The sequence below is a fragment of the Shinella sp. Sh6 genome (genome assembly GCF_055392685.1).
This window is the reverse complement of sequence record NZ_AP044005.1, coordinates 736838-755305: the sequence shown is the minus strand read 5'-3', so window position 1 is coordinate 755305 and position 18468 is coordinate 736838. Positions and strand designations below refer to the sequence as shown.

The 18468-nt window shown below is 67.3% G+C and carries 17 protein-coding genes; 9 read left to right on the top strand and 8 right to left on the bottom strand.

Translation table 11 applies throughout. The features are described from left to right. Nucleotides 1–24: 24 nt before the first annotated feature. Both ACZ5TO_RS03605 and ACZ5TO_RS03600 read right to left on the bottom strand, forming a co-directional pair. Nucleotides 25–1368, bottom strand: coding sequence for a substrate-binding protein (locus tag ACZ5TO_RS03605; protein ID WP_184144970.1), 1344 nt, complete (start codon nucleotides 1366–1368; stop codon nucleotides 25–27). Between the two features lie 210 nt (nucleotides 1369–1578). After that, the gene (locus tag ACZ5TO_RS03600) at nucleotides 1579–2682 is read right to left on the bottom strand and encodes a response regulator (RefSeq protein ID WP_464799567.1); all 1104 of its coding nucleotides are present in this window, start codon (nucleotides 2680–2682) and stop codon (nucleotides 1579–1581) included. Between the two features lie 155 nt (nucleotides 2683–2837). Between ACZ5TO_RS03600 and ACZ5TO_RS03595 the strand changes: the two genes are divergently transcribed. The 7 genes from ACZ5TO_RS03595 (at nucleotide 2838) to ACZ5TO_RS03565 (ending at nucleotide 9091) form a co-directional block, all read left to right on the top strand. Further along, entirely contained in the window at nucleotides 2838–3218 is a 381-nt protein-coding gene (locus tag ACZ5TO_RS03595) for a response regulator transcription factor (RefSeq protein ID WP_464799566.1), read from the top strand. 14 nt (nucleotides 3219–3232) lie between these two features. Further along, a complete protein-coding gene (locus tag ACZ5TO_RS03590; protein ID WP_464799565.1) occupies nucleotides 3233–3463 on the top strand; it encodes a hypothetical protein in 231 nt (76 codons plus the stop codon). Then, on the top strand, nucleotides 3460–6195 hold the full coding sequence (locus ACZ5TO_RS03585; RefSeq protein ID WP_464799564.1) for an ATP-binding protein: 2736 nt from the start codon (nucleotides 3460–3462) through the stop codon (nucleotides 6193–6195). The genes ACZ5TO_RS03590 and ACZ5TO_RS03585 overlap by 4 nt, the downstream gene beginning before the upstream one ends. Nucleotides 6196–6598: 403 nt before the next feature. Next, nucleotides 6599–6940 (top strand): hypothetical protein, encoded by a 342-nt coding sequence (locus ACZ5TO_RS03580; RefSeq protein WP_464799563.1) that lies wholly within the window; start codon nucleotides 6599–6601, stop codon nucleotides 6938–6940. Nucleotides 6941–7010: 70 nt separating this feature from the next. Beyond that, a complete protein-coding gene (locus ACZ5TO_RS03575) occupies nucleotides 7011–7757 on the top strand; it encodes a class I SAM-dependent methyltransferase (protein ID WP_464799562.1) in 747 nt (248 codons plus the stop codon). 93 nt (nucleotides 7758–7850) lie between these two features. After that, a complete protein-coding gene (locus tag ACZ5TO_RS03570; protein ID WP_464799561.1) occupies nucleotides 7851–8147 on the top strand; it encodes a cupin domain-containing protein in 297 nt (98 codons plus the stop codon). 8 nt (nucleotides 8148–8155) lie between these two features. Continuing rightward, entirely contained in the window at nucleotides 8156–9091 is a 936-nt protein-coding gene (locus tag ACZ5TO_RS03565) for an MBL fold metallo-hydrolase (protein WP_464799560.1), read from the top strand. 70 nt (nucleotides 9092–9161) lie between these two features. On the opposite strand, the gene ACZ5TO_RS03560 is transcribed toward ACZ5TO_RS03565, so the two are convergent. Then, the gene (locus ACZ5TO_RS03560; protein ID WP_464800326.1) at nucleotides 9162–10067 is read right to left on the bottom strand and encodes a DUF1499 domain-containing protein; all 906 of its coding nucleotides are present in this window, start codon (nucleotides 10065–10067) and stop codon (nucleotides 9162–9164) included. 362 nt (nucleotides 10068–10429) lie between these two features. Here ACZ5TO_RS03560 and ACZ5TO_RS03555 point away from each other — a divergent pair, with 362 nt between their 5' ends. Both ACZ5TO_RS03555 and ACZ5TO_RS03550 read left to right on the top strand, forming a co-directional pair. Then, nucleotides 10430–10810 carry a hypothetical protein gene (locus ACZ5TO_RS03555; RefSeq protein WP_184147116.1) on the top strand — a complete coding sequence of 127 codons (381 nt, stop codon included), beginning with the start codon at nucleotides 10430–10432 and terminating at the stop codon, nucleotides 10808–10810. A gap of 62 nt (nucleotides 10811–10872) precedes the next feature. Then, a complete protein-coding gene (locus ACZ5TO_RS03550; RefSeq protein WP_464799559.1) occupies nucleotides 10873–11136 on the top strand; it encodes a hypothetical protein in 264 nt (87 codons plus the stop codon). A gap of 9 nt (nucleotides 11137–11145) precedes the next feature. Here ACZ5TO_RS03550 and ppdK read toward each other — a convergent pair whose 3' ends face one another. From ppdK to ACZ5TO_RS03525, 5 genes are all read right to left on the bottom strand, one after another. Then, nucleotides 11146–13815 carry a pyruvate, phosphate dikinase gene (gene ppdK, locus ACZ5TO_RS03545; protein WP_464799558.1) on the bottom strand — a complete coding sequence of 890 codons (2670 nt, stop codon included), beginning with the start codon at nucleotides 13813–13815 and terminating at the stop codon, nucleotides 11146–11148. 180 nt (nucleotides 13816–13995) lie between these two features. Next, the gene (locus tag ACZ5TO_RS03540) at nucleotides 13996–14142 is read right to left on the bottom strand and encodes a hypothetical protein (RefSeq protein WP_184147120.1); all 147 of its coding nucleotides are present in this window, start codon (nucleotides 14140–14142) and stop codon (nucleotides 13996–13998) included. 77 nt (nucleotides 14143–14219) lie between these two features. Beyond that, a complete protein-coding gene (locus ACZ5TO_RS03535; protein ID WP_464799557.1) occupies nucleotides 14220–14522 on the bottom strand; it encodes a type II toxin-antitoxin system RelE/ParE family toxin in 303 nt (100 codons plus the stop codon). Then, a complete protein-coding gene (locus tag ACZ5TO_RS03530) occupies nucleotides 14522–14752 on the bottom strand; it encodes a ribbon-helix-helix domain-containing protein (protein ID WP_464799556.1) in 231 nt (76 codons plus the stop codon). The genes ACZ5TO_RS03535 and ACZ5TO_RS03530 overlap by 1 nt, the downstream gene beginning before the upstream one ends. A gap of 48 nt (nucleotides 14753–14800) precedes the next feature. Beyond that, nucleotides 14801–18265, bottom strand: coding sequence for a chromosome segregation SMC family protein (locus tag ACZ5TO_RS03525; RefSeq protein WP_464799555.1), 3465 nt, complete (start codon nucleotides 18263–18265; stop codon nucleotides 14801–14803). Between the last annotated feature and the right edge of the window lie 203 nt (nucleotides 18266–18468).

Genomic DNA, 18468 nt, shown 5'->3' with positions numbered 1-18468 from the left:
GGGCCGCGGGGAGACTGTCGCGCCTCAGGTATAGTCGCCCGGCTGGCAGCCGAAGGCGTCCGGCGCCTGGATGACCGTGTCGCCCGCGACCATTTCGAGCACTTCCCAGAAGTCCTCGTCGTTCTTCATTTCGGACTGGGCCTTGCCCTTGACGATGACGACCGGGCGCACGCACTGATGGTCTTCGGGGCGATAATGGACATCGCCGAGCAGCGAGGGGATCGTCTCGCCCTTTTCGTACTGCTTGATGACATCCGGCGGATAGAAGCTGCCGGCTTCCGTCACCATGCGCGCCCAGTGGGCGAAGCTGACATAGCTGTTCTCCGCACCCCATTCCGGCCGGTAGCCGTATTTCTGCTGGAACACCTCGACGAACTGCTTGGCCAGCGGGAACTTGTCCTCCAGCGTCCACCAGAAGTCGGTCGCCGCGAAGACGCCGGCGGTGATGTCCGGGCCGACTTCCTTGGCGAGGAACGGGATCTGGTAGGGAATGACCAGCGTCATCGTCGGCAGGATGCCGAACTGCTTGGCCTGCTGGGTCGACAACACGGCGTCGCGACCCCAGTTGACGTTGATCAGGAACTCGGCGCCCGAATTGGCGATGTTCGTCAGATACTGGCTGAAGTCCTGCGTGCCGAGCGGCGACACCTGATTGGTGACCATCTCCCAGCCGGCCTTCTGCGTCAGGTAGTCGTTGACGGACTTCGTGGTGGTGTGGCCGTAGGTGTAGTCGGGCGTCATGAACGCCGCCTTGCGCTTCTCCCCGAAATTCTTCACCAGCACCGGGCCGATCGCGTTGGCGGCCATTTCCCCGTAGAAGCCCTGGCGGAAGCCGTAGCGCACGCAGTCCTTGCCGGTGGTGTCGTTGGAACCGGAGATGCCGGCGAGGTAGAGAATCTTTTCGCGCTGGGCGAACTTGTTGAGCGCCACCGCGACGGCCGAGGAGGTCGACCCGGTCATCAGGACGATCTTGTTCTGGTTGATGAACGTCTGTTCGGCCTGCACCGCATTGTTGGGCTTGGCGGCGGAGTCGGCCGAAAGAAGCTGGACCTTCTTACCCAAAAGGCCGTTGTCGATCTTCGGCGCGATCGCCTTCATGAGCTCGTGATTGGTGTTGATGTGCTCGACGGCGAGCTCCCATCCCTTCAGCTCGTCGGCGCCCTGCACCGCATAGGTGCCAGTCAACGGAACGGCCGCGCCGACATAGATGCTGTCGCCTTCGGAGCCGGCCGGCCATGTGCCGATCGGCGGCTTGTCGTCCGCCCATGCAAGGATCGGCATTGACGGCAGCATTGCCGCACCCGCCGCGCCCGCGCCGGCAAGCAAGGCCTGGCGGCGCGTCCACGCGCTATTCAAAATTCGAGACATAGACTTCCTCCCGTTTCAGACGCCGGCCCTCCCGGCCGCCCTGAGAACTCGATGGAGGAAAATTCCCTCGACAAATCCCGCAACAGGGCGTACGGCGTGCGCCGGCGACCCGGAATGAGCAGGATCAGCTCCTCCACTGAATCCAGGCTTCAATAAACGGCAGCAAACTGATCGAAACCTGACACAAAGCTGACGCGAAACTGAATTTTGTTAGTTTTTCGTGATTTGCCGTGTCGGTGGAACCGCCGCGTCAATCGCACCGATCAGCACATCGAGGGACGGCGCGGCAGCCACATGCGCGGACGAGCGCGCCGCATGCACGCCGTTCTCCAGCGCCAGCGCCGCCTCGCTGATCTCGGGATACCCGAACGTGCCGGCGGCGCCCACAAGCCTGTGCGCCAGGCTCTCGAGGTCCGCCAGCACATCGTCATCGGTCGGGTTGTAGCCGAGAAGGTCCGCGAAACGCGCGAGCGCAAGACGATCTTCGGCAAGACGCGCGGCAAACGCCCCGTCCGGGTCGAGACGTGCGAGATCCGCCGGGCCCGGCCGCTTCATCATTTGGTTGCAGCGGGTCGTTTCCACCAGCCGGTAGCCGATGCCGCGGCGGGTCTCGACCTTGGCCTCGGCGCCGACGGAGTGCAAAACCTGCCTCAGTTTGGAGATATGGGCCTCGATCGCATTGCCGGACACCTCGTCGCTGAACGAATAGAGCGCCTCTTCGATCATCCGTTTCGGCGTCATGTGGTTCTTGCGCCGGGCCAGCAGCTCAAGCAGCTGGAATTGCTTGCGGGTCAGCGGCGCGCTGACGCCGCCGACGATCGCCTCGAGCGCATCGCGGTCGACGACGATGTTGGCCACGACCAGCCGATTGTCCTTCATCGACGACGGCCGGCGCAAGAGGGCGGCAATCCGGGCGCGAAGCTCGGGAACGGCGAACGGCTTCACCAGATAGTCGTCGGCGCCGTTGGCGAGCCCGCTGACCTTGTCCTCCACCTTGCCGCGCGCCGTCACCATCAAAATGGGGGCGGCAATCGAGCGTTTGCGCATTTCGCGGACAAGCTCGAGCCCGTCACGGTCGGGCAGGCCGATGTCGACGACCATCAGGGAGTATTCCGTCTCGCGCGCGGCAGCGAGCGCGTCCTCGGCAAAACCCATGACGTCGACCGTGAAGCCAAGCGCGCGCAGCTCCCGCCCGACAAGCCCGGCGACGTCGCGATCATCTTCCACGACCAGAACGCGTGGCGACGCGGACACCATTCCATCATCGAATGCAGCGTTTTTTCCCGGCTCCGCCGTGGAAGCGCGGTTCACCATCTCACTCGCCCGATTGTTTCACCCCCCGGTTGTCTTGGGATTTTGGAAGGCTTGTGAGGCAAAAGCAAGAGGTTTACATATTTCGCCAGGGACCAGGAGCGTTCGTCGAACCGACATCCGGCACGCGGCAACGATTTCCTGGCCGAGGAGGAGGCATGTCGGCTTCGGTCCTGATCGCCGATGACGATCCGAACATATCGCGCGCCCTGGGTTTCCTGATGCGCCAGGAAGGCTATGACGTGCGCATCGTCGCCGATGGCGAGCAGGCGCTGGCTGCCGTCAGCAGCGATCCGCCCGACGTCATCCTGCTCGACGTCATGATGCCCAAGGGCAACGGATATGACGTGTGCCGCGCGTTGCGTGCAAACGGGTCGTACGGAAATATCCGCATCATTATGCTGACGGCCAAGGGTGGCGAGGCTGACCAGAAGGTCGGCATGGAGCTGGGCGCGAACGCCTATATCACCAAGCCGTTTGCCATCATCGATGTGGTCTCGTGTGTGCAATCGGTGCTGTCCACCCGGATGCCCGAGTAGCGGCGGATGCAAGGATGCTGAGAAAAACGGCAAGACGGGATCGCGTACTGGCACTGTTCGGCGCCGGGGTGCTGCTGCTCAACCCGCCGATCGTCAATCTCTTCTCCGGATACGTCTTCGGCGTACCGGCGCTCTATCTCTACTTCTTCGGCGTCTGGGCGCTGGTGATCGGCGCCGTCGCCCTGATTTGCGAACGCGGCGCAGGCCAGGCGGCCGACGGCGGCAGGGACACGCCGCCGCAATGAGCCAGCCGGTCCTCGTCGCGATCGCCGTCGCCTATCTGCTGTTGCTGTTCGCGATCGCCTGGGCGGTGGAGCGCGGATCGGACCGGCTGTCGCGGCTCACCGGCTCCAGCGTCGTCTACACGCTGTCGCTCGCCGTCTATTGCAGCTCGTGGACGTTCAACGGCGGCGTCGGCAAAGCCTCGCAGACGGGCCTCGACTTCCTGCCGATCTATCTCGGGCCGACGCTGGTCTTCTGCCTGGGGCCGCTGGTGCTGCGCCGCATCCTGCGCATCAGCCGCGCCAACCGCATCACCTCGATCGCAGACCTCATCGGCGCGCGCTTCGGCAAGCGCGCCAGCCTCGCCGCGCTGGTGACCACGATCGCGGTGATCGGCCTCGTTCCCTACATCGCGCTGCAGCTCAAATCGATTTCCAACGGGCTCGCGGCGCTGAGCAGCAGCGGCTCGGCAGCCGGCATAGACGGACCGGTGCTGGCGGACGGCGCCCTGTGGGCCGCCATCGTGCTGACCATCTTCGCAATGCTGTTCGGCAGCCGCAGCATCCGGCCGGGCGAACACCATCCCGGCATGGTCGTGGCGGTCGCGGTCGAATCGATCCTGAAGCTGATCATCCTGACGGTGATCGGGCTCTTCGTCGTCTATTGGCTGTTCGACGGATTCGGCGACCTGTTCGCACAGGCCTCGCAGGTGCCGGACATCGGCGCCGTTTTCGACGGGTCGTCGCAGCCCTACGGCTATAGCTGGATCAGCATGACGCTGCTCGCCGCACTCGCCATCTTCTGCCTTCCGCGGCAATTTCAGGTGATGGTGGTCGAAAACGTCGACGAACGCCATCTCAACCGGGCGCTCTGGCTGTTTCCGCTCTATCTGCTTGCGATCAACCTGTTCGTGCTGCCGATCGCCATCGCCGGCCGGCTCATACTGTCGCCCGACACCGATCCGGACAGCCTCGTGCTGGCCCTGCCCTATCTGACCGGACATCCGTGGCTTGCGCTGATTGCCTTTCTCGGCGGCCTGTCCGCCGCGGCGAGCATGGTGGTGGTCGAGGCCACCGCGCTGAGCCTGATGGTCTGCAACGATGTCGTGATGCCGGCGCTGCTGCGGGTCAAACGGCTCGGCCTTGCCGAGAAATCCGACCTCACGCGACTGCTTCTGTGGATCCGCCGCGCGGCAATGGCCGCGATCATGGCGCTCGGCTACCTCTACATGCGTCACGACAGCGCCCAGTTCGCGCTGGTGTCGATCGGGTTGATGTCGTTCGTTGCGGTCGCGCAGTTTGCGCCGGCCATCCTCGGCGGCATATATTGGCGCAACGCCACCTGGGCCGGCGCCTTTGCCGGCATTTCACTGGGGTTTGGCATCTGGTGCTACACTTTGCTGCTGCCGTCCTTCGCGCGGTCCGGCGCGCTGGGCATGGAGTTCATCGCGCACGGCCCCGCCGGCATTGCGCTCCTGAAGCCCTATGAACTGTTTGGGCTGCGAGGCCTCGATCCCGTCACCCACGCCACCTTCTGGTCGCTGCTCGCCAATATAGGCGCCTTCGTGGCGGTCTCGCTCGTCGGCAACCAGCGGCCGATGGAAAGGGCGCGCGCGACGATGTTCGTCGATGCCGTCGATTCCGGCGAGGTGGCGCAGATCATGCGCCGCACGGCGCTGGTTCCCGATCTGATGACCGTGACCGCACGGTTCGTCGGCCGCGAGAAGGCCGTCGAAGCCTATGCGAATTTCGCCCGCACCCGCGGCGTCGATCCGGACACGACGATGCGGGCCGACGCCGAGACGGTGCTGTTTTACGAACGGCTGCTGGCAGGCGTCATCGGCGCGGCGTCCGCGCGCGTCCTCGTAGGCGCCGTCGTCGAGGAGGAACCGCTCGGCATGGACGAGGTCATGCGGATTCTCGACGAGACGTCGAAGGTGTTCGAGGCCAACCGGCAGCTCCAGGAAAAATCGTACGAGCTGGAGAACGCGACCGCCGAGTTGCGGGCTGCCAATGCACGGCTGAAGGTGCTGGACCGCCTGAAGGACGATTTCGTCGTCACGGTGAACCACGAGCTGCGGACCCCGCTCGCCTCGATCCGCGCCTTCTCGGAAATCCTTCGCGACCACGCCGGCATCACCGATGGCGAGCGGCGGGAATTCCTGCAGATCGTCGTCAACGAATCGGAACGGCTGACGCGCCTTATCAATCAACTGCTCGATCTGTCGAAGATCGAGGCCAACGGATCGATGCCCGTCGCCAACAGCAAGGTCGATCTGGCCGAGGTCGCCCGCGAATCGGTCGCCGCCGTGCGGCAGGTCTTTGCCGAGAACCGGGTCGGCCTGTCGCTCGACATCGCGGTGGAACCGGCTCACGTCCTCGGCGATCACGACCGGCTCGTGCAGGTGACCATCAACCTGCTGGGCAATGCGGTAAAGTTCTCGCCGCCGGAAACAGGCAAGGCTCACCTTTCGCTCCGCCGTGAGAGGGAGTTCTTCGAGATCGCGGTGTCCGACAATGGCAAGGGCATCCGGGCCGAAGACCGGGAAGTCGTGTTCGAGCGCTTCCGGCAACTCGGGGATACGATGACCGACAAGCCGCACGGCGCCGGGCTCGGACTTGCCATCTCGCAACGCATCGTCGCCCAGCACGGCGGCGACATATGGGTGGAGGGCGCCGAGAACAAAGGCGCGATCTTCAAGATCAGGCTGAAGGCAATGCCTTCGAAGATCTCCGGTGCAAAACGAGCTCGATAAGACTGATCTCTCAAGGTCGTGGCTGTCCGATCCCAGGCTTTGGCGATGCGGTCCCTTTCGCAGCGATGGAGGGATGCGCCAGAGTCTGCATGGGAGATCGCCGTCAAACGTCAATCCCCTGCGGGATTGTGGAAACCCCGCCTGTTCGGGACGTGGGGGCCGAGTGTTCGAACCACTCCGACCAGCCGAAAAGTTTCCCGGCTTTTCCCTTTCCGTAACCCGGTTTCATTCTTCCCGCGGCACCCGGTACTGTTGCAATTCCGCACGGTCCTTGCGCGTTGTGCGGGGAGGACGGCAAAGTTGGGGCGGGGGCGATTTTCCTTTTGCGTGCGCTGCGCTATGGCGGGAAACGAGGCTGCGGCCCGACTCGCGGGACCGCACGGAGTCCGAGGAAATGGCACACATGAAATCCCGCATCGCAATCCTGGCAGGCCTTGGCCTTGCCCTCGCCGGCTGCACCACGGCGACCATCGCGTCCAACCCGCTGCAGGCCCGCTGGAACGGCAAGGCCGCCGGCGCCTTCTTCGCGGCCTACGGCCCGCCGCTGTCCGATACGGCCGGCGCCGGCGGCACGACGCTCTACAAGTGGCGCGGCGGCTTCGTGAAGGGCAAGTCCTGCACCGTCGAGCTGACGGTCAACGACGGCTACAAGATCAACAATATCCGCGCCATCGGCGACCGCGTCGATCCGAAGGGCGGCCCCTCGCATTGCGAAAAGGTCCTCGACGCCGCCGACGCGAAGTAACGCCGGCCGGCATCGAACCGATCCGGGGCCGCGCGGCAACACGCGGCCCTTTTCTTTCCCGGAGGAACGCATGGACGAAGATCGCCTCTACCACGATCCGGACCTTGCCGATTTCTACGACCTGGAGAACGGCTGGGAACGCTCGCCGGATTTCGCCTTCTGCCGGGCGCTGGCGGACGGCGCGGCAAGCGTGCTGGACCTCGGCTGCGGCACCGGGGAGCTTGCCGTGGCGCTCTCGTCCGGCCGCACGGTCACGGGCGTCGATCCCGCGCCCGCCATGCTGGCGATCGCCCGCGCCAAGCCGGGCGCGGACGGCGTCAGCTTCGTCGAGGGGGATGCGCGCAGCGTCCGGCTCGGCCGGCGCTTCGATCTCGTCCTCCTCACCGGCCATGCCTTCCAGGTGTTCCTGACGAAGGACGACCGGCGCGCGGTGCTCGCCACCATCGCGGCGCATCTAGCGCCCGGCGGCCGCTTCGTCTTCGACAGCCGTAACCCCGCCTGCCGGGAATGGGAGGAATGGGGGCCGGAGGCCTCGATGCGGACGGTCGACCATCCCCGCTTCGGCGCCGTCTCCGCCTGGAACGACGCCGCCCTCGATCCTGCGACCGGCATCGTCACCTACGAGACGCATTACGAGATCCGCGCCACCGGCAAACGCCTCTCCGCCACCTCCCGCATCGCCTTTCCGGCCAGGGAGGAGCTGGAATCGCTGATCGCCGAAGCCGGCCTTCGCACCGAGCGCTGGCTCGGGGACTGGCAGGGCAATGCCTGGCATCCCGGCGCCGCCGAGCTCATTCCCCTCGGCACGCTCGCCTGACGATGCTTCAGGTCCGCCTTGGCAGGCGGGCGGCGGGAAGATAGGGTTTGGCCGATGCCCGCCTTCCCGGGCAGCCCGCTTCGAGGAACCGCCATGTCCCAGTTCCGCGCCCGGCCGCCGGCCGTACCCACCCTGCTCCTCGACGACGCCATGGTGCGCGTCACGCGCTGGGATTTCGAGCCGGGGGCCGATACGGGCCATCATGTGCACGGGCTCGGCTATGTCGTGGTGCCGATGACCGATTGCCACTTCCTCATCGAGGAGGAGACGGGCGAGCGGCGCGTGTTCACCGTGGCGGGCGCCGTCTACCGGCGCGAGGCGGGCGTGGCGCACAATGTCGTCAATGGCGGCGAGGCGCCCATGAGCTTCATCGAGATCGAGTACAAGTGACCCTGCCCGTGAGCGACGACAAAGAGGAAAGCCCGCATTTCGACCTCGCCTTCCGCCCGGCCCATGGCGAAGCCGTGCCGGTGGCGCCGCGGGTGCAGCGCATCACCGTCAACAATCCCGGCCCCTTCACCTTTCACGGCACGAACAGCTATATCGTCGGCGACCGCTCGGTGGCGGTGATCGATCCGGGGCCGCAGGACGAGGCGCATTTCCGGGCGCTGATGGCCGCGCTTGCCGGGCGCGAGGTGACGCACATCGCCGTCAGCCATACGCACCGCGACCATTCCCCGCTTGCCCGCCGGCTGAAGGCCGAGACCGGGGCGGTCGTCGTCGCCGAGGGCCCTCACCGGGCGGCGCGCCCGCTCCATGCCGGCGAGGCCAATCCCTTCGCCGAGAGCGCCGACACGGATTTCGTGCCGGACATCGCGCTTTCCCACGGCGACAGGGTGGAGGGCGACGGCTGGGCGCTGACGGCGCTGCTGACGCCCGGCCACACCGCCAACCATGCCGCCTTCGCGCTCGACGGGCCGGAAGGCATCCTCTTTTCCGCGGACCATGTCATGGCCTGGGCGACGACCATCGTCGCCCCGCCGGACGGGGCCATGGCGGACTACATGGCCTCGCTGGAAACGCTGCTGGCGCGCGAGGACCGCATCTACCTTCCCGGCCATGGCGGGCCGGTGACGGAGCCCGCCTCGTTCCTGCGGGGGCTGCGCACCCACCGGCGCATGCGCGAGCGGGCGGTCCGCGAGCGCATCCGCGCCGGCGACCGACTGATCGCCGACATGGTCAAGGCGATCTACCGCGACACCGACCCGCGCCTGCATGGAGCGGCGGCGCTTTCGGTGCTGGCGCATCTGGAGGACCTCGTCGGGCGCGGCGAGGTGGTGACGGAAGGACCGCCTTCGCTGAACGGGCTTTATTTCCCCGCTCCGGGGCTTTGATCCCGCGCCGGCAATGCCGGGTGATCCCTCGCCGGCATGCCGGTGATCTCTTGCCGGCAATGCCGGGCGATCAGTCGCCGGCGATGCCGAGCAGTTCGGCGTCGAGCGCCTTCAGGTAGCCTTCCACGAGATCGGCGCCCATGCCGAGATCGTGCGGCCCGTAGCGCGAGGCGGCGCGCATGTCGACCAGTGTCGTTTCCGCCTCTTCGCGCAGGCGAATGACCACGTCGAAGCGGAAGCCGAAGACGGGCGAGCGCCATTCGCCCTGCAGCAGCACATCCCCCGACCCGCCGACATGCGGCACCAGCGGCGTTTCCAGCGGACGCGCCTCGGGGATCGGCACGTCGCCGAGCGCGTCGACGCCCTTGGCCGCCTTGTTCGGATCGATGACGAGGTCCTCGAGATCGGCGAGGATGTTGTCGAGCCCGTCCTCGGCGACGATCTGGATGCCGTAGGCGGTCGCGACATTGCGCACGCCCTGGTAGACGCGGTCGAGCGCACCTTCGTAGCGCCGGCCGGAAAGGCCCGGATAGGCCTCCATCTGCTTTGCCCTGTCCTCCGCCGTCACCGTGCCGGCGCGCGACAGGAAATCCTGCGCGGCATGCGGCTCGGCAAGCCAGGGCGGCGGGGCGGCCGTATCCGTCGTCACGTCGTAGAGCGCGGGCTTGTAGAGATAGGAATAGGCGGCCGCCCCCGCCGTGCCGAGCGGCAGCAGCGAGAGGAGCAGCGCCATGAACGAGGCCTTGCCGCCGCGCGCGCCGACCTGCCAGAGGCGCGCAAGGCCGATGACGGCAAGCAGCACGGCGAGCGCGGCCATGGCCGCGGCAAAGCCGGCAAGCACGAGGAAATGCGGCGTCGTCAGCGGGCCGAAGCGGTGGGAGAGCACGACGGCGAGAAAGAGCAGGCAGGACAGGAGCGCCAGGCGGCGCGCCCAATGGGCCGCATGGGAAACGGGCCGTTCGTACTGGATCGTGATCGCCATGGCCTCACCGGATGCGCGCGGCGCCGCTGCCGCCATCGTTTCCTAGCGCAGGGCGACGGTTTTTTCCATCGGCAAGAAGACCCCCTCTGCCTGCCGGCAATCGCCATGGCTTGAAGGCCCCTCCCCAACCCCTCCCCACAAGGGGGAGGGACTTACTGCGCGGCACTCTCCGCGTGAAAATTGAAGGGAAAAGCAGTCGTCTGGCGTTCTCCCCCCTTGTGGGGGAGATGTCGGCAGGCAGAGAGGGCCTTCACATGCGCCCCTCTGCTCGCGGGAAACGGCTTTCGCGGCGTGCCGTAAATTCGCCACGCTCGTTAACGAATTTTGCGAGGTACGGGGGAGAACAGGAGAAGACGATGTTGCCGACGCAGGCTTCCGCCGACACCCCTCTTGCCACGCCCACGGGCGAGCCTTCCCTTCCCCTCGAACTTCTGGAACTCGAACTCTCGCTCGACGGCTTTGCCGGCGGCGCGGAGGCCTTCGCCACGGCCGTGCGCGCGTCGGCCGACCGGCTTGGCGGCGATTTCCTCTTCGAGCTGCCGGCTTCCGGCCTTGCAGAAGATTGCCAGCGTATCGCGGCGCTCCGCGTGCCGAAAGGCGAGGACGGCGCGCTGAAGGTGGTCTTCGCCCTGCTCGATGCGGAAGGCGCGGCGATAAGGGTGGAGAACCCCGACGAGAGGACCGCCGACCTCAAGCGCTTCGCCGAGGCCTTCGTCGACGTCCTCCAGCGCATCTGAGGCCTTGCCGAGGTGCCCCGGCAGGCCTATCTGCCGGGTATAACGCATCGCCGGGAGCTTCCATGTCCAAGCCCATTGCCAGAGCGGCCGCCCTTGCCGCCACCCTTCTTCTCCTCGCCGGCTGCCAGACGGCGGAGGAGATGCGCGCGGCGGACGAGAACCGCTGTATCTCCTACGGGTTCCGCCCGCGCACCGATGCCTTCGCCGAATGCCTGCAGCGCATCGACATCGACCGCCGCATGAGCCTGCGCGAGGCGAGCCGCGATGCGCTCTTCATGCCGCCGGTCGTCGTGGTGCGCGAGCACCGGCATCACCACCGCCACTGAGGCGGCGCTTTACGCCTTGCCGCCGTTGAAGGCGGCCTGCGCTGCCGCAAGCCTTGCGATCGGCACGCGGAAGGGCGAGCAGGAGACATAGTCGAGCCCGGCATCCTCGCAGAAATGGATGGAGGCCGGGTCGCCGCCGTGCTCGCCGCAGATGCCGAGCTTCAGGTCGCCGCGCGTGCGCCGGCCGCGCTCGGCGGCGATGCGGATGAGCTCCCCCACCCCGTCGAAATCGAGCTGCACGAACGGGTCGCGCTCGACGATGCCCTTCTGGATGTAGGTCGACAGGAACGCGGAGGCGTCGTCGCGCGAGATGCCGAAGGTCGTCTGCGTCAGGTCGTTGGTGCCGAAGGAGAAGAATTCGGCCGATTCAGCGATGACATGGGCACGAAGGGCCGCGCGCGGCAGCTCGATCATCGTGCCGACGAGATAGTCGATGGGAATGCCGCTTTCGGCGATCACCGCTTTTGCGACGCCCTCGATGCGCGCCTTGACGTAGTCCAGTTCCTCCTTGAGGCCGACGAGCGGCACCATGACCTCCGGCACGACGGCCGCGCCGGTCTTCCTTGCCGCGTCCGCCGCCGCCTCGAAGATGGCGCGCGCCTGCATTTCCGCGATCTCCGGATAGGAGATGGCAAGCCGGCAGCCGCGATGGCCGAGCATGGGGTTGAACTCGTGCAGCGTCTCGACCCGGCGACGCAGCACCGCCTCGTCGATGGCAAGCGCGCCCGCCACCTCGGCGATCTCCTCGTCGCTCTTGGGCAGGAACTCGTGCAGCGGCGGGTCGAGCAGGCGGATCGTCACCGGCAGGCCGTGCATGATCTCGAAGAGCTCGGCGAAATCCGAGCGCTGCATGGGAAGCAGCTTTGCCAGCGCAGCTCTACGGCCGGCCTCGTCCTCGGCAAGGATCATCTCGCGCATCACATTGATGCGGCTGCCCTCGAAGAACATGTGCTCGGTGCGGCAAAGGCCGATGCCCTCCGCGCCGAAGGAGCGGGCCGCACGGGCATCCGCCGGCGTCTCGGCATTGGTGCGCACCTTCATGCGGCGCGTGCGGTCGGCCCATTCCATGATGCGGCCAAAATCGCCGGAAAGCTCCGGCTGGAGCATGGGGATCCTGCCCTTCAGCACCTGGCCGGACGAGCCGTCGATGGTGATGACGTCGCCCTTCCTCAGCGTCACGCCATGGGCGATCAGCAATTCGTTGCGCAGGTCGACGCGCAGCGTGCCGGCACCGGAAACGCAAGGCGTGCCCATGCCGCGCGCGACGACGGCCGCATGGCTCGTCATGCCGCCGCGGGTCGTCAGGATGCCTTCGGCGGCGTGCATGCCGTGGATGTCCTCGGGGCTCGTCTCGATGCGCACGAGGATGACCTTGCGGCCCTCCTCCTCGGCATGGACGGCGTCCTCCGAGGTGAAGACGATCTCGCCCGTGGCCGCCCCCGGCGAGGCCGGCAGGCCCGAGCCGATGACGTCGCGGCGGGCCTGCGGGTCGATGGTCGGGTGGAGGAGCTGGTCGAGCGAGGCGGGATCGATGCGCGCCACGGCCTCGCCCTCGCTGATGAGGCCTTCGGTCGCCATGTCGACGGCGATCTTCAGCGCGGCCTTGGCCGTGCGCTTGCCCGAGCGGGTCTGCAGCATCCAGAGCTTGCCGCGCTCGATGGTGAATTCGAGGTCCTGCATGTCGCGGTAGTGCCGCTCCAGCCGGTCGCAGATCTCGCGGAAGGCGGCGAAGGCCTCCGGCATCAGCTTTTCCAGCGACGGCCGGTCGGAGCCCGAGGCGATGCGCGCCTCCTCCGTGATGTTCTGCGGCGTGCGGATGCCGGCGACGACATCCTCGCCCTGCGCGTTGACGAGGAATTCGCCGTAGAGCTTGTTCTCGCCGGTGGAAGGGTTGCGCGTGAAGGCGACGCCCGTGGCGGACGAATTGCCGAGATTGCCGAAGACCATGGCCTGCACGTTGACCGCCGTGCCCCAGATCGCGGGGATATTGTGCAGCGTGCGGTAGGTGACGGCGCGGGCGTTCATCCAGCTTGCGAAGACGGCGCCGATGGCGCCCCAGAGCTGGACTTCCGGATCCTGCGGGAACTCCTCGTCCAGTTCCTCGCGGATCACCTCCTTGTAGCGGGCGATGACGTGCTGCCATTCGACGGCGGAGAGCTCGGTGTCCTGCTCGTGACCGAGCCGGCCCTTCTCGTCCTCCAGGATCTCCTCGAAGACCTCGTGGTCGAGGCCCATGACGACGTCGCCGTACATCTGGATGAAGCGGCGGTAGCTGTCCCAGGCAAAGCGCGCATCGCCCGCATCGTGGCCGAGGGCTTCGACCGTCCGGTCGTTGAGGCCGAGGTTCAGCACCGTGTCCATCATGCCGGGCATGGAGGCGCGCGCGCCGGAGCGGACGGAGAGGAGCAGCGGCTTTGCCGTATCGCCGAAGGTACGGCCGGTGATGGCCTCCATGCGGCGGAGCCCGGCGCGGACCTCGTCCTTCAGGCCCGGCGGCAGCGTGCGGCCGTTCTCATAGTAATAGGTGCAGGCGGAGGTGGCGATGGTGAGCCCGGGCGGCACCGGCAGGCCGAGATTGCACATCTCGGCAAGGTTCGCGCCCTTGCCGCCGAGAAGGTTGCGATCGCCCGCGCCCCCCTCCGCACGGCCGTCCCCAAAGGTGTAGACCCACTTGTCCATCGACGCCTCCCCAAATGCGCCCCTGCAATCTACAGGAACTCCGGTTCTTTGAAAACGCGAGGGCGACAGGATTTTGTTGCGTTGCGGCAAAATTACGACGGCAACGCAACATCATGGAAGCTGCACAGGGAAAAGCCGCGCTCCCGGCCGGGAACACGGCTTGCGTTCGAGCCCGGCGGCTCAGTTCTCCTGAACGGAAAGCCCCTGCTTGTCCAACCGGATCTCGACGCCGTCCGGCTTCTTCTCCTGCTGGTAGGCATAGTAGGAAAACCCGGCCACCACGACGATGAGGGCGCCGATGATCATGTAAAGTGCGTTTCTGCTCACGTTTCATCCCCGATTGCACAAGCGCCCGCGGCAGGGCAGGCGCTCCTCAATGCGCAAGGGCGCGTTTTGTTCCGATTTCACCGCTTGAAGCGGCCGGATTCGATCTCCTGCCGCGCTCCGAGTACCCGGACAACCACGACCTCTCCTTCAAGGGACACATAGAAGACGAGGTGCTTCCGATAAGGAAAGCTGCGCAGCCCCGGCGCAAGTTCGGGGCGCAGGCGGCCGGCCGCCGGATTTTCCGAAACGAGATCGAGAAGGTCGTAGAGGCCGAGAATGTAGGCTTGCGCCTGCGCCTCTCCCCAGGTCGTCAGCGTATAGGAAAGAATGGCATCGACGTCCTTCTCCGCCTTCTCGGTGAAGCGGAAGGCTCGTGCCATCAGGATGCCGTAGCGCGGGCTTTTGCCAGGAATTCCTCCGCCGTTACCGGCCGGTGCCGCCCCCTTGCCAAATCCTCCAGCCCTGCGCGGATATCCTCGCGCGTGGCGGCAAGGTAGGTTTCATGCAGGCGAAGGGCGTCGTTGACCACGGCGCTGGCATCGGCAAAGCGGCCGCTGCCGACCTCCTGCGCGATATAGTCTTCGAGTTCCTTGGCGATAGAGAGTTTCATTCATCGTCTCCGATTGCCGGCAAGTCTATCACAACCGGTTGGCGATCGCTACGACGCCTCGCGTAGCTGCTCCGCCGCCTGCAGGTCGACGGAGACGAGCTGGGAGACGCCCTGCTCGGCCATGGTGACGCCGAAGAGGCGGTTCATGCGGGCCATGGTGATGGGGTTGTGGGTGATGATGACGAAGCGGGTCTCGGTGGAAGCCGCCATCTCGTCCATCAGGTTGCAGTAGCGCTCGACATTGTGGTCGTCGAGCGGTGCGTCCACTTCGTCCAAAACGCAGATCGGCGCCGGGTTGGTGAGGAAGACGGCGAAGATGAGGGCCATGGCCGTCAGCGCCTGCTCGCCGCCCGAAAGCAGCGTCATGGTCTGCGGCTTCTTGCCGGGCGGGCGGGCGAGGATTTCGAGGCCGGCATCGAGCGGGTCGTCGCTCTCGATCAGTTGCAGCTCCGCCGTGCCGCCGCCGAAGAGGTGGGTGAAAAGCCGCTGGAACTGCACGTTGACGACGTCGAAGGCGGCCAGCAGCCGCTCGCGGCCCTCGCGGTTGAGGCTCTGGATCGCCGAGCGCAGCTTGCGGATCGCCTCGATGATATCCTCGCGCTCGGCGACGAGGGCGTCGAGCTTTTCGGTGAGCTCCTTCTGCTCCTCCTCCGCGCGCAGGTTCACCGCGCCGAGGCGCTCGCGCTCGATCTTCAGCCGGTCGAGCTCGCGTTCGCGCTCGCGTGGATCGGGCAGCGGCGCATCGACGGGATGGCCCGTCAGCCGCAACGCCTCGTGCGGGGCGCAGGACAGCGCCTCGCGGATGCGCGCCTCGCCCTCGACGCGGCGTTCGCGGGCGGAGACGAGGCGCTCTTCGGCGCGCCCGCGCGTCTCACGGGATTCGGCAAGCTGCGAAAGCGCGGTGGCGGCGCTGCGGTCGGCCTCGCGCTGGCGGTTCTCCGCCTCCTGGAGCGCATCGGCGGCCTCGCGGCGCGCGGCCTCGGCATTGGAAAGGCCGGTCAGGAGCTCACGGCGCTTCTCCTCGATCTCGTCCGGCGCCTCGGCAAGCTCTTCCATCTCCTCGCCGGCTTCGGCCTCGCGCTCGCGGAGCGTCGCGATATGGCTCTCGGCATTGGCGGCGCGGCTCTTCCACGTCTCGCGCTCGGCGGAAATCGCCATCAGCCGGCGGCGGCGCTCGGCCATCTCGCGGGCTAGGCCGTCATGGGCAGCGCGGGCCTCGGCGAGGGTCGCGCGGTCGGTCGCGACCTCCATCGTGTGCGTGCGAAGGCGCAGGTCGAGATCGGCGAGGTCCGGCGCGTCTTCCAGCGCGGCGCGGGCATCCTCCAGCGATTCTGCCGCCTCCTCCACCTGCGCCTCGATCTGCGCGCGCGTCTCGGAAAGCACGGCGCGGCGGCGGATGAGATCGCCGGCGGCACGCTCGGCAGCTTCCAGTGCCTCGCGGGCTTCGGCAAGCGTGCGGGCCGCATTCCGCTGCGCTTCGCGCGCGGCCTGCTGGCGCTGCGTCTCGGCGCGGATCGTCTCGCCGGCGCGGGCAAGGTCGGCCTCCGCTTCCGCGAGCGCAGAGCGGGCCCCCTCCAGTTCGGTTTCGAGCTCGGCGAGGCGGTTCTTCTGTTCAAGCCGGAGCGCAGCGGCGCTCGGCGCATCGGCGCCGGTGACGTGGCCGTCCCAGCGGAAGACGGCGCCTTCGCGCGTGACGAGCCGCTGGCCGGGCTTCAGCGCCGGCAGAAGCGATAGCGCCGCCTCGGCGCTCCCGGCGATGCCGATCTGGGCGAGCCGGCGATGCAACACTTTCGGCGCACGGACATGGGTGATCAACGCCGGAATGCCGGGCGGCAGGGCCGCATCGTCCGCGCTGTCGCCAGCAAGGCGCCAATGAACGGGCGCGGCCGGGTCGGCCGGCGAATCGAGATCGTCGCCGAGCGCCGCGCCAAGCGCGGTCTCATAGCCGCGGTCGACCTCCACCTCCTCGACCACCGGCGCGAAGGCGCCGCCGGCGCTGCCGGCCTCCAGCATCCGGCGGATGGTGCGCGCTTCCGTCTCGATGCCGGCAAGGCGCGCGCGGGCGGTATCGACCGGGCCGCGCAGGGTGGATTCGTTGAAGCGGGCTTCCTCCAGCGCCTCCTCGACGGCGACGAGCATCTCGCCGGCCGCCTCCAGCGCCTCCTCGGCGGATTGCACGGCGGCGCGGCGTTCCTCCGGGTCCGGCAGCGCGGCGATGCGGGCGTCCATCTCCTCCAGTTCGCGGGCCTGCGCGTCGCGCTGCTGGCCGAGGCGCAGGTGCCGTTCGGCAAGGTCGCGGATCGCCTTTTCGAGCTGGTTGCGGACGGCCTGCGCCTCGGCGCGCTCGGCAGTGACGGCGGCAAGCGCGCCTTCGCTTTCGGAAAGTTTTGCGGCGGCCTCGTCCATCGTCGCGCGCGCGCCCTCTGCGCGCTCGTCGGCCTCGGCAAGGATCTCGCCGATCTCCTCCTCCTCCGCCGTCAGCCGCTCCAGCACGGCGGCGTTGTCGGCCACCATGCGCTCCTCGCGGGAAATGTCCTCGGCAAGCTGGGCCATGCGGCGGGCGAGCTCGTCGCGGCGGCGCAAGAGCCGGGCGGAATCCTCTTCGAGCTGCGCGCGAGCGATCTGGAGGCGCTGGAGGACGGCGGCGAGCTTGGCTTCGTTCTCGCGCAGCTCCGGCAGCTTGAGGCTGGCGACGGCCTGGTCCTTCGCGGCCTGCATCTGGGCGTTCGCCCGCTCGGCGACGAGCGAGGTCGCCTGGTTGAGCTGGCTTTCCGCCTCGCCTTCCGCCTCCTTCGCCTGCACCCAGCGGATATGCAGCAGCATCGCCTCGTGGCGGCGGATATCGGCGGAGAGCGCCTTGAAGCGGTTCGCCTGCCGCGACTGGCGCTTCAGGCTCTCGATCTGGCTTTCGAGCTGCGAGGTGACGTCGTCGAGCCGTTCGAGATTGGTTTCGGCCGCGCGCAGGCGCAGTTCCGCCTCGTGGCGGCGGGAATGAAGGCCGGAAATGCCGGCCGCCTCTTCCAGAAGCTGGCGGCGGGCCTGCGGCTTTGCCTGGATGAGCTCGCCGATACGCCCCTGCCCGACCATCGATGGCGAGCGCGCGCCGGTCGAGGCGTCGGCGAAGAGGAGCTGCACGTCCTTGGCGCGCGCCTCCTTGCCGTTGATGCGGTAGATCGAGCCGTTCTCGCGCTCGATGCGGCGCGTCACCTGGATCTCGTCGGCATCGTTGAAGGCGGCGGGCGCGGTGCGGTCGGAATTGTCGAGGTAGAGGCCGACCTCGGCGGTGTTCCTCGCCGGGCGGTTGCCGGAGCCGGAGAAGATGACGTCGTCCATGCCGGACGCGCGCATGTTCTTGTAGGAGTTCTCCCCCATCACCCAGCGCAGCGCCTCGACGAGGTTCGACTTGCCGCAGCCGTTCGGCCCGACGACACCGGTCAGGCCCCGCTCGATGACGAATTCGGTGGGCTCGACGAAGGACTTGAAGCCGAGGAGGCGGAGCTTGGTGAATTTCATGCGGCAGCCTTGGGGGCGGGGTACCCTCGCTCGCCGTGGTGAAGCATGCCCCTCACCTGCCTGCCGGCATCCTCTCTCCGCAAGCGGGGAGAGGAACGATGGGCGCGCCGTTTTCCTCCTTCTCCCCGCTTGCGGGGAGAAGGTCCCGGCAGGGGGATGAGGGGCAGCGCCACCACCCAATAAAAAGCGGGCGCACGGCTTCC

Bases quoted from the DNA above. Each gene is read 5' to 3' on its own strand.
- ACZ5TO_RS03605 (WP_184144970.1), bottom strand. From the start codon at position 1,368: ATGTCTCGAATTTTGAATAGCGCGTGGACGCGCCGCCAGGCCTTGCTT.
- ACZ5TO_RS03600 (WP_464799567.1), bottom strand. From the start codon at position 2,682: ATGGTGAACCGCGCTTCCACGGCGGAGCCGGGAAAAAACGCTGCATTC.
- ACZ5TO_RS03595 (WP_464799566.1), top strand. From the start codon at position 2,838: ATGTCGGCTTCGGTCCTGATCGCCGATGACGATCCGAACATATCGCGC.
- ACZ5TO_RS03590 (WP_464799565.1), top strand. From the start codon at position 3,233: ATGCTGAGAAAAACGGCAAGACGGGATCGCGTACTGGCACTGTTCGGC.
- ACZ5TO_RS03585 (WP_464799564.1), top strand. From the start codon at position 3,460: ATGAGCCAGCCGGTCCTCGTCGCGATCGCCGTCGCCTATCTGCTGTTG.
- ACZ5TO_RS03580 (WP_464799563.1), top strand. From the start codon at position 6,599: ATGAAATCCCGCATCGCAATCCTGGCAGGCCTTGGCCTTGCCCTCGCC.
- ACZ5TO_RS03575 (WP_464799562.1), top strand. From the start codon at position 7,011: ATGGACGAAGATCGCCTCTACCACGATCCGGACCTTGCCGATTTCTAC.
- ACZ5TO_RS03570 (WP_464799561.1), top strand. From the start codon at position 7,851: ATGTCCCAGTTCCGCGCCCGGCCGCCGGCCGTACCCACCCTGCTCCTC.
- ACZ5TO_RS03555 (WP_184147116.1), top strand. From the start codon at position 10,430: ATGTTGCCGACGCAGGCTTCCGCCGACACCCCTCTTGCCACGCCCACG.
- ACZ5TO_RS03550 (WP_464799559.1), top strand. From the start codon at position 10,873: ATGTCCAAGCCCATTGCCAGAGCGGCCGCCCTTGCCGCCACCCTTCTT.
- ppdK (WP_464799558.1), bottom strand. From the start codon at position 13,815: ATGGACAAGTGGGTCTACACCTTTGGGGACGGCCGTGCGGAGGGGGGC.
- ACZ5TO_RS03535 (WP_464799557.1), bottom strand. From the start codon at position 14,522: ATGGCACGAGCCTTCCGCTTCACCGAGAAGGCGGAGAAGGACGTCGAT.
- ACZ5TO_RS03530 (WP_464799556.1), bottom strand. From the start codon at position 14,752: ATGAAACTCTCTATCGCCAAGGAACTCGAAGACTATATCGCGCAGGAG.
- ACZ5TO_RS03525 (WP_464799555.1), bottom strand. From the start codon at position 18,265: ATGAAATTCACCAAGCTCCGCCTCCTCGGCTTCAAGTCCTTCGTCGAG.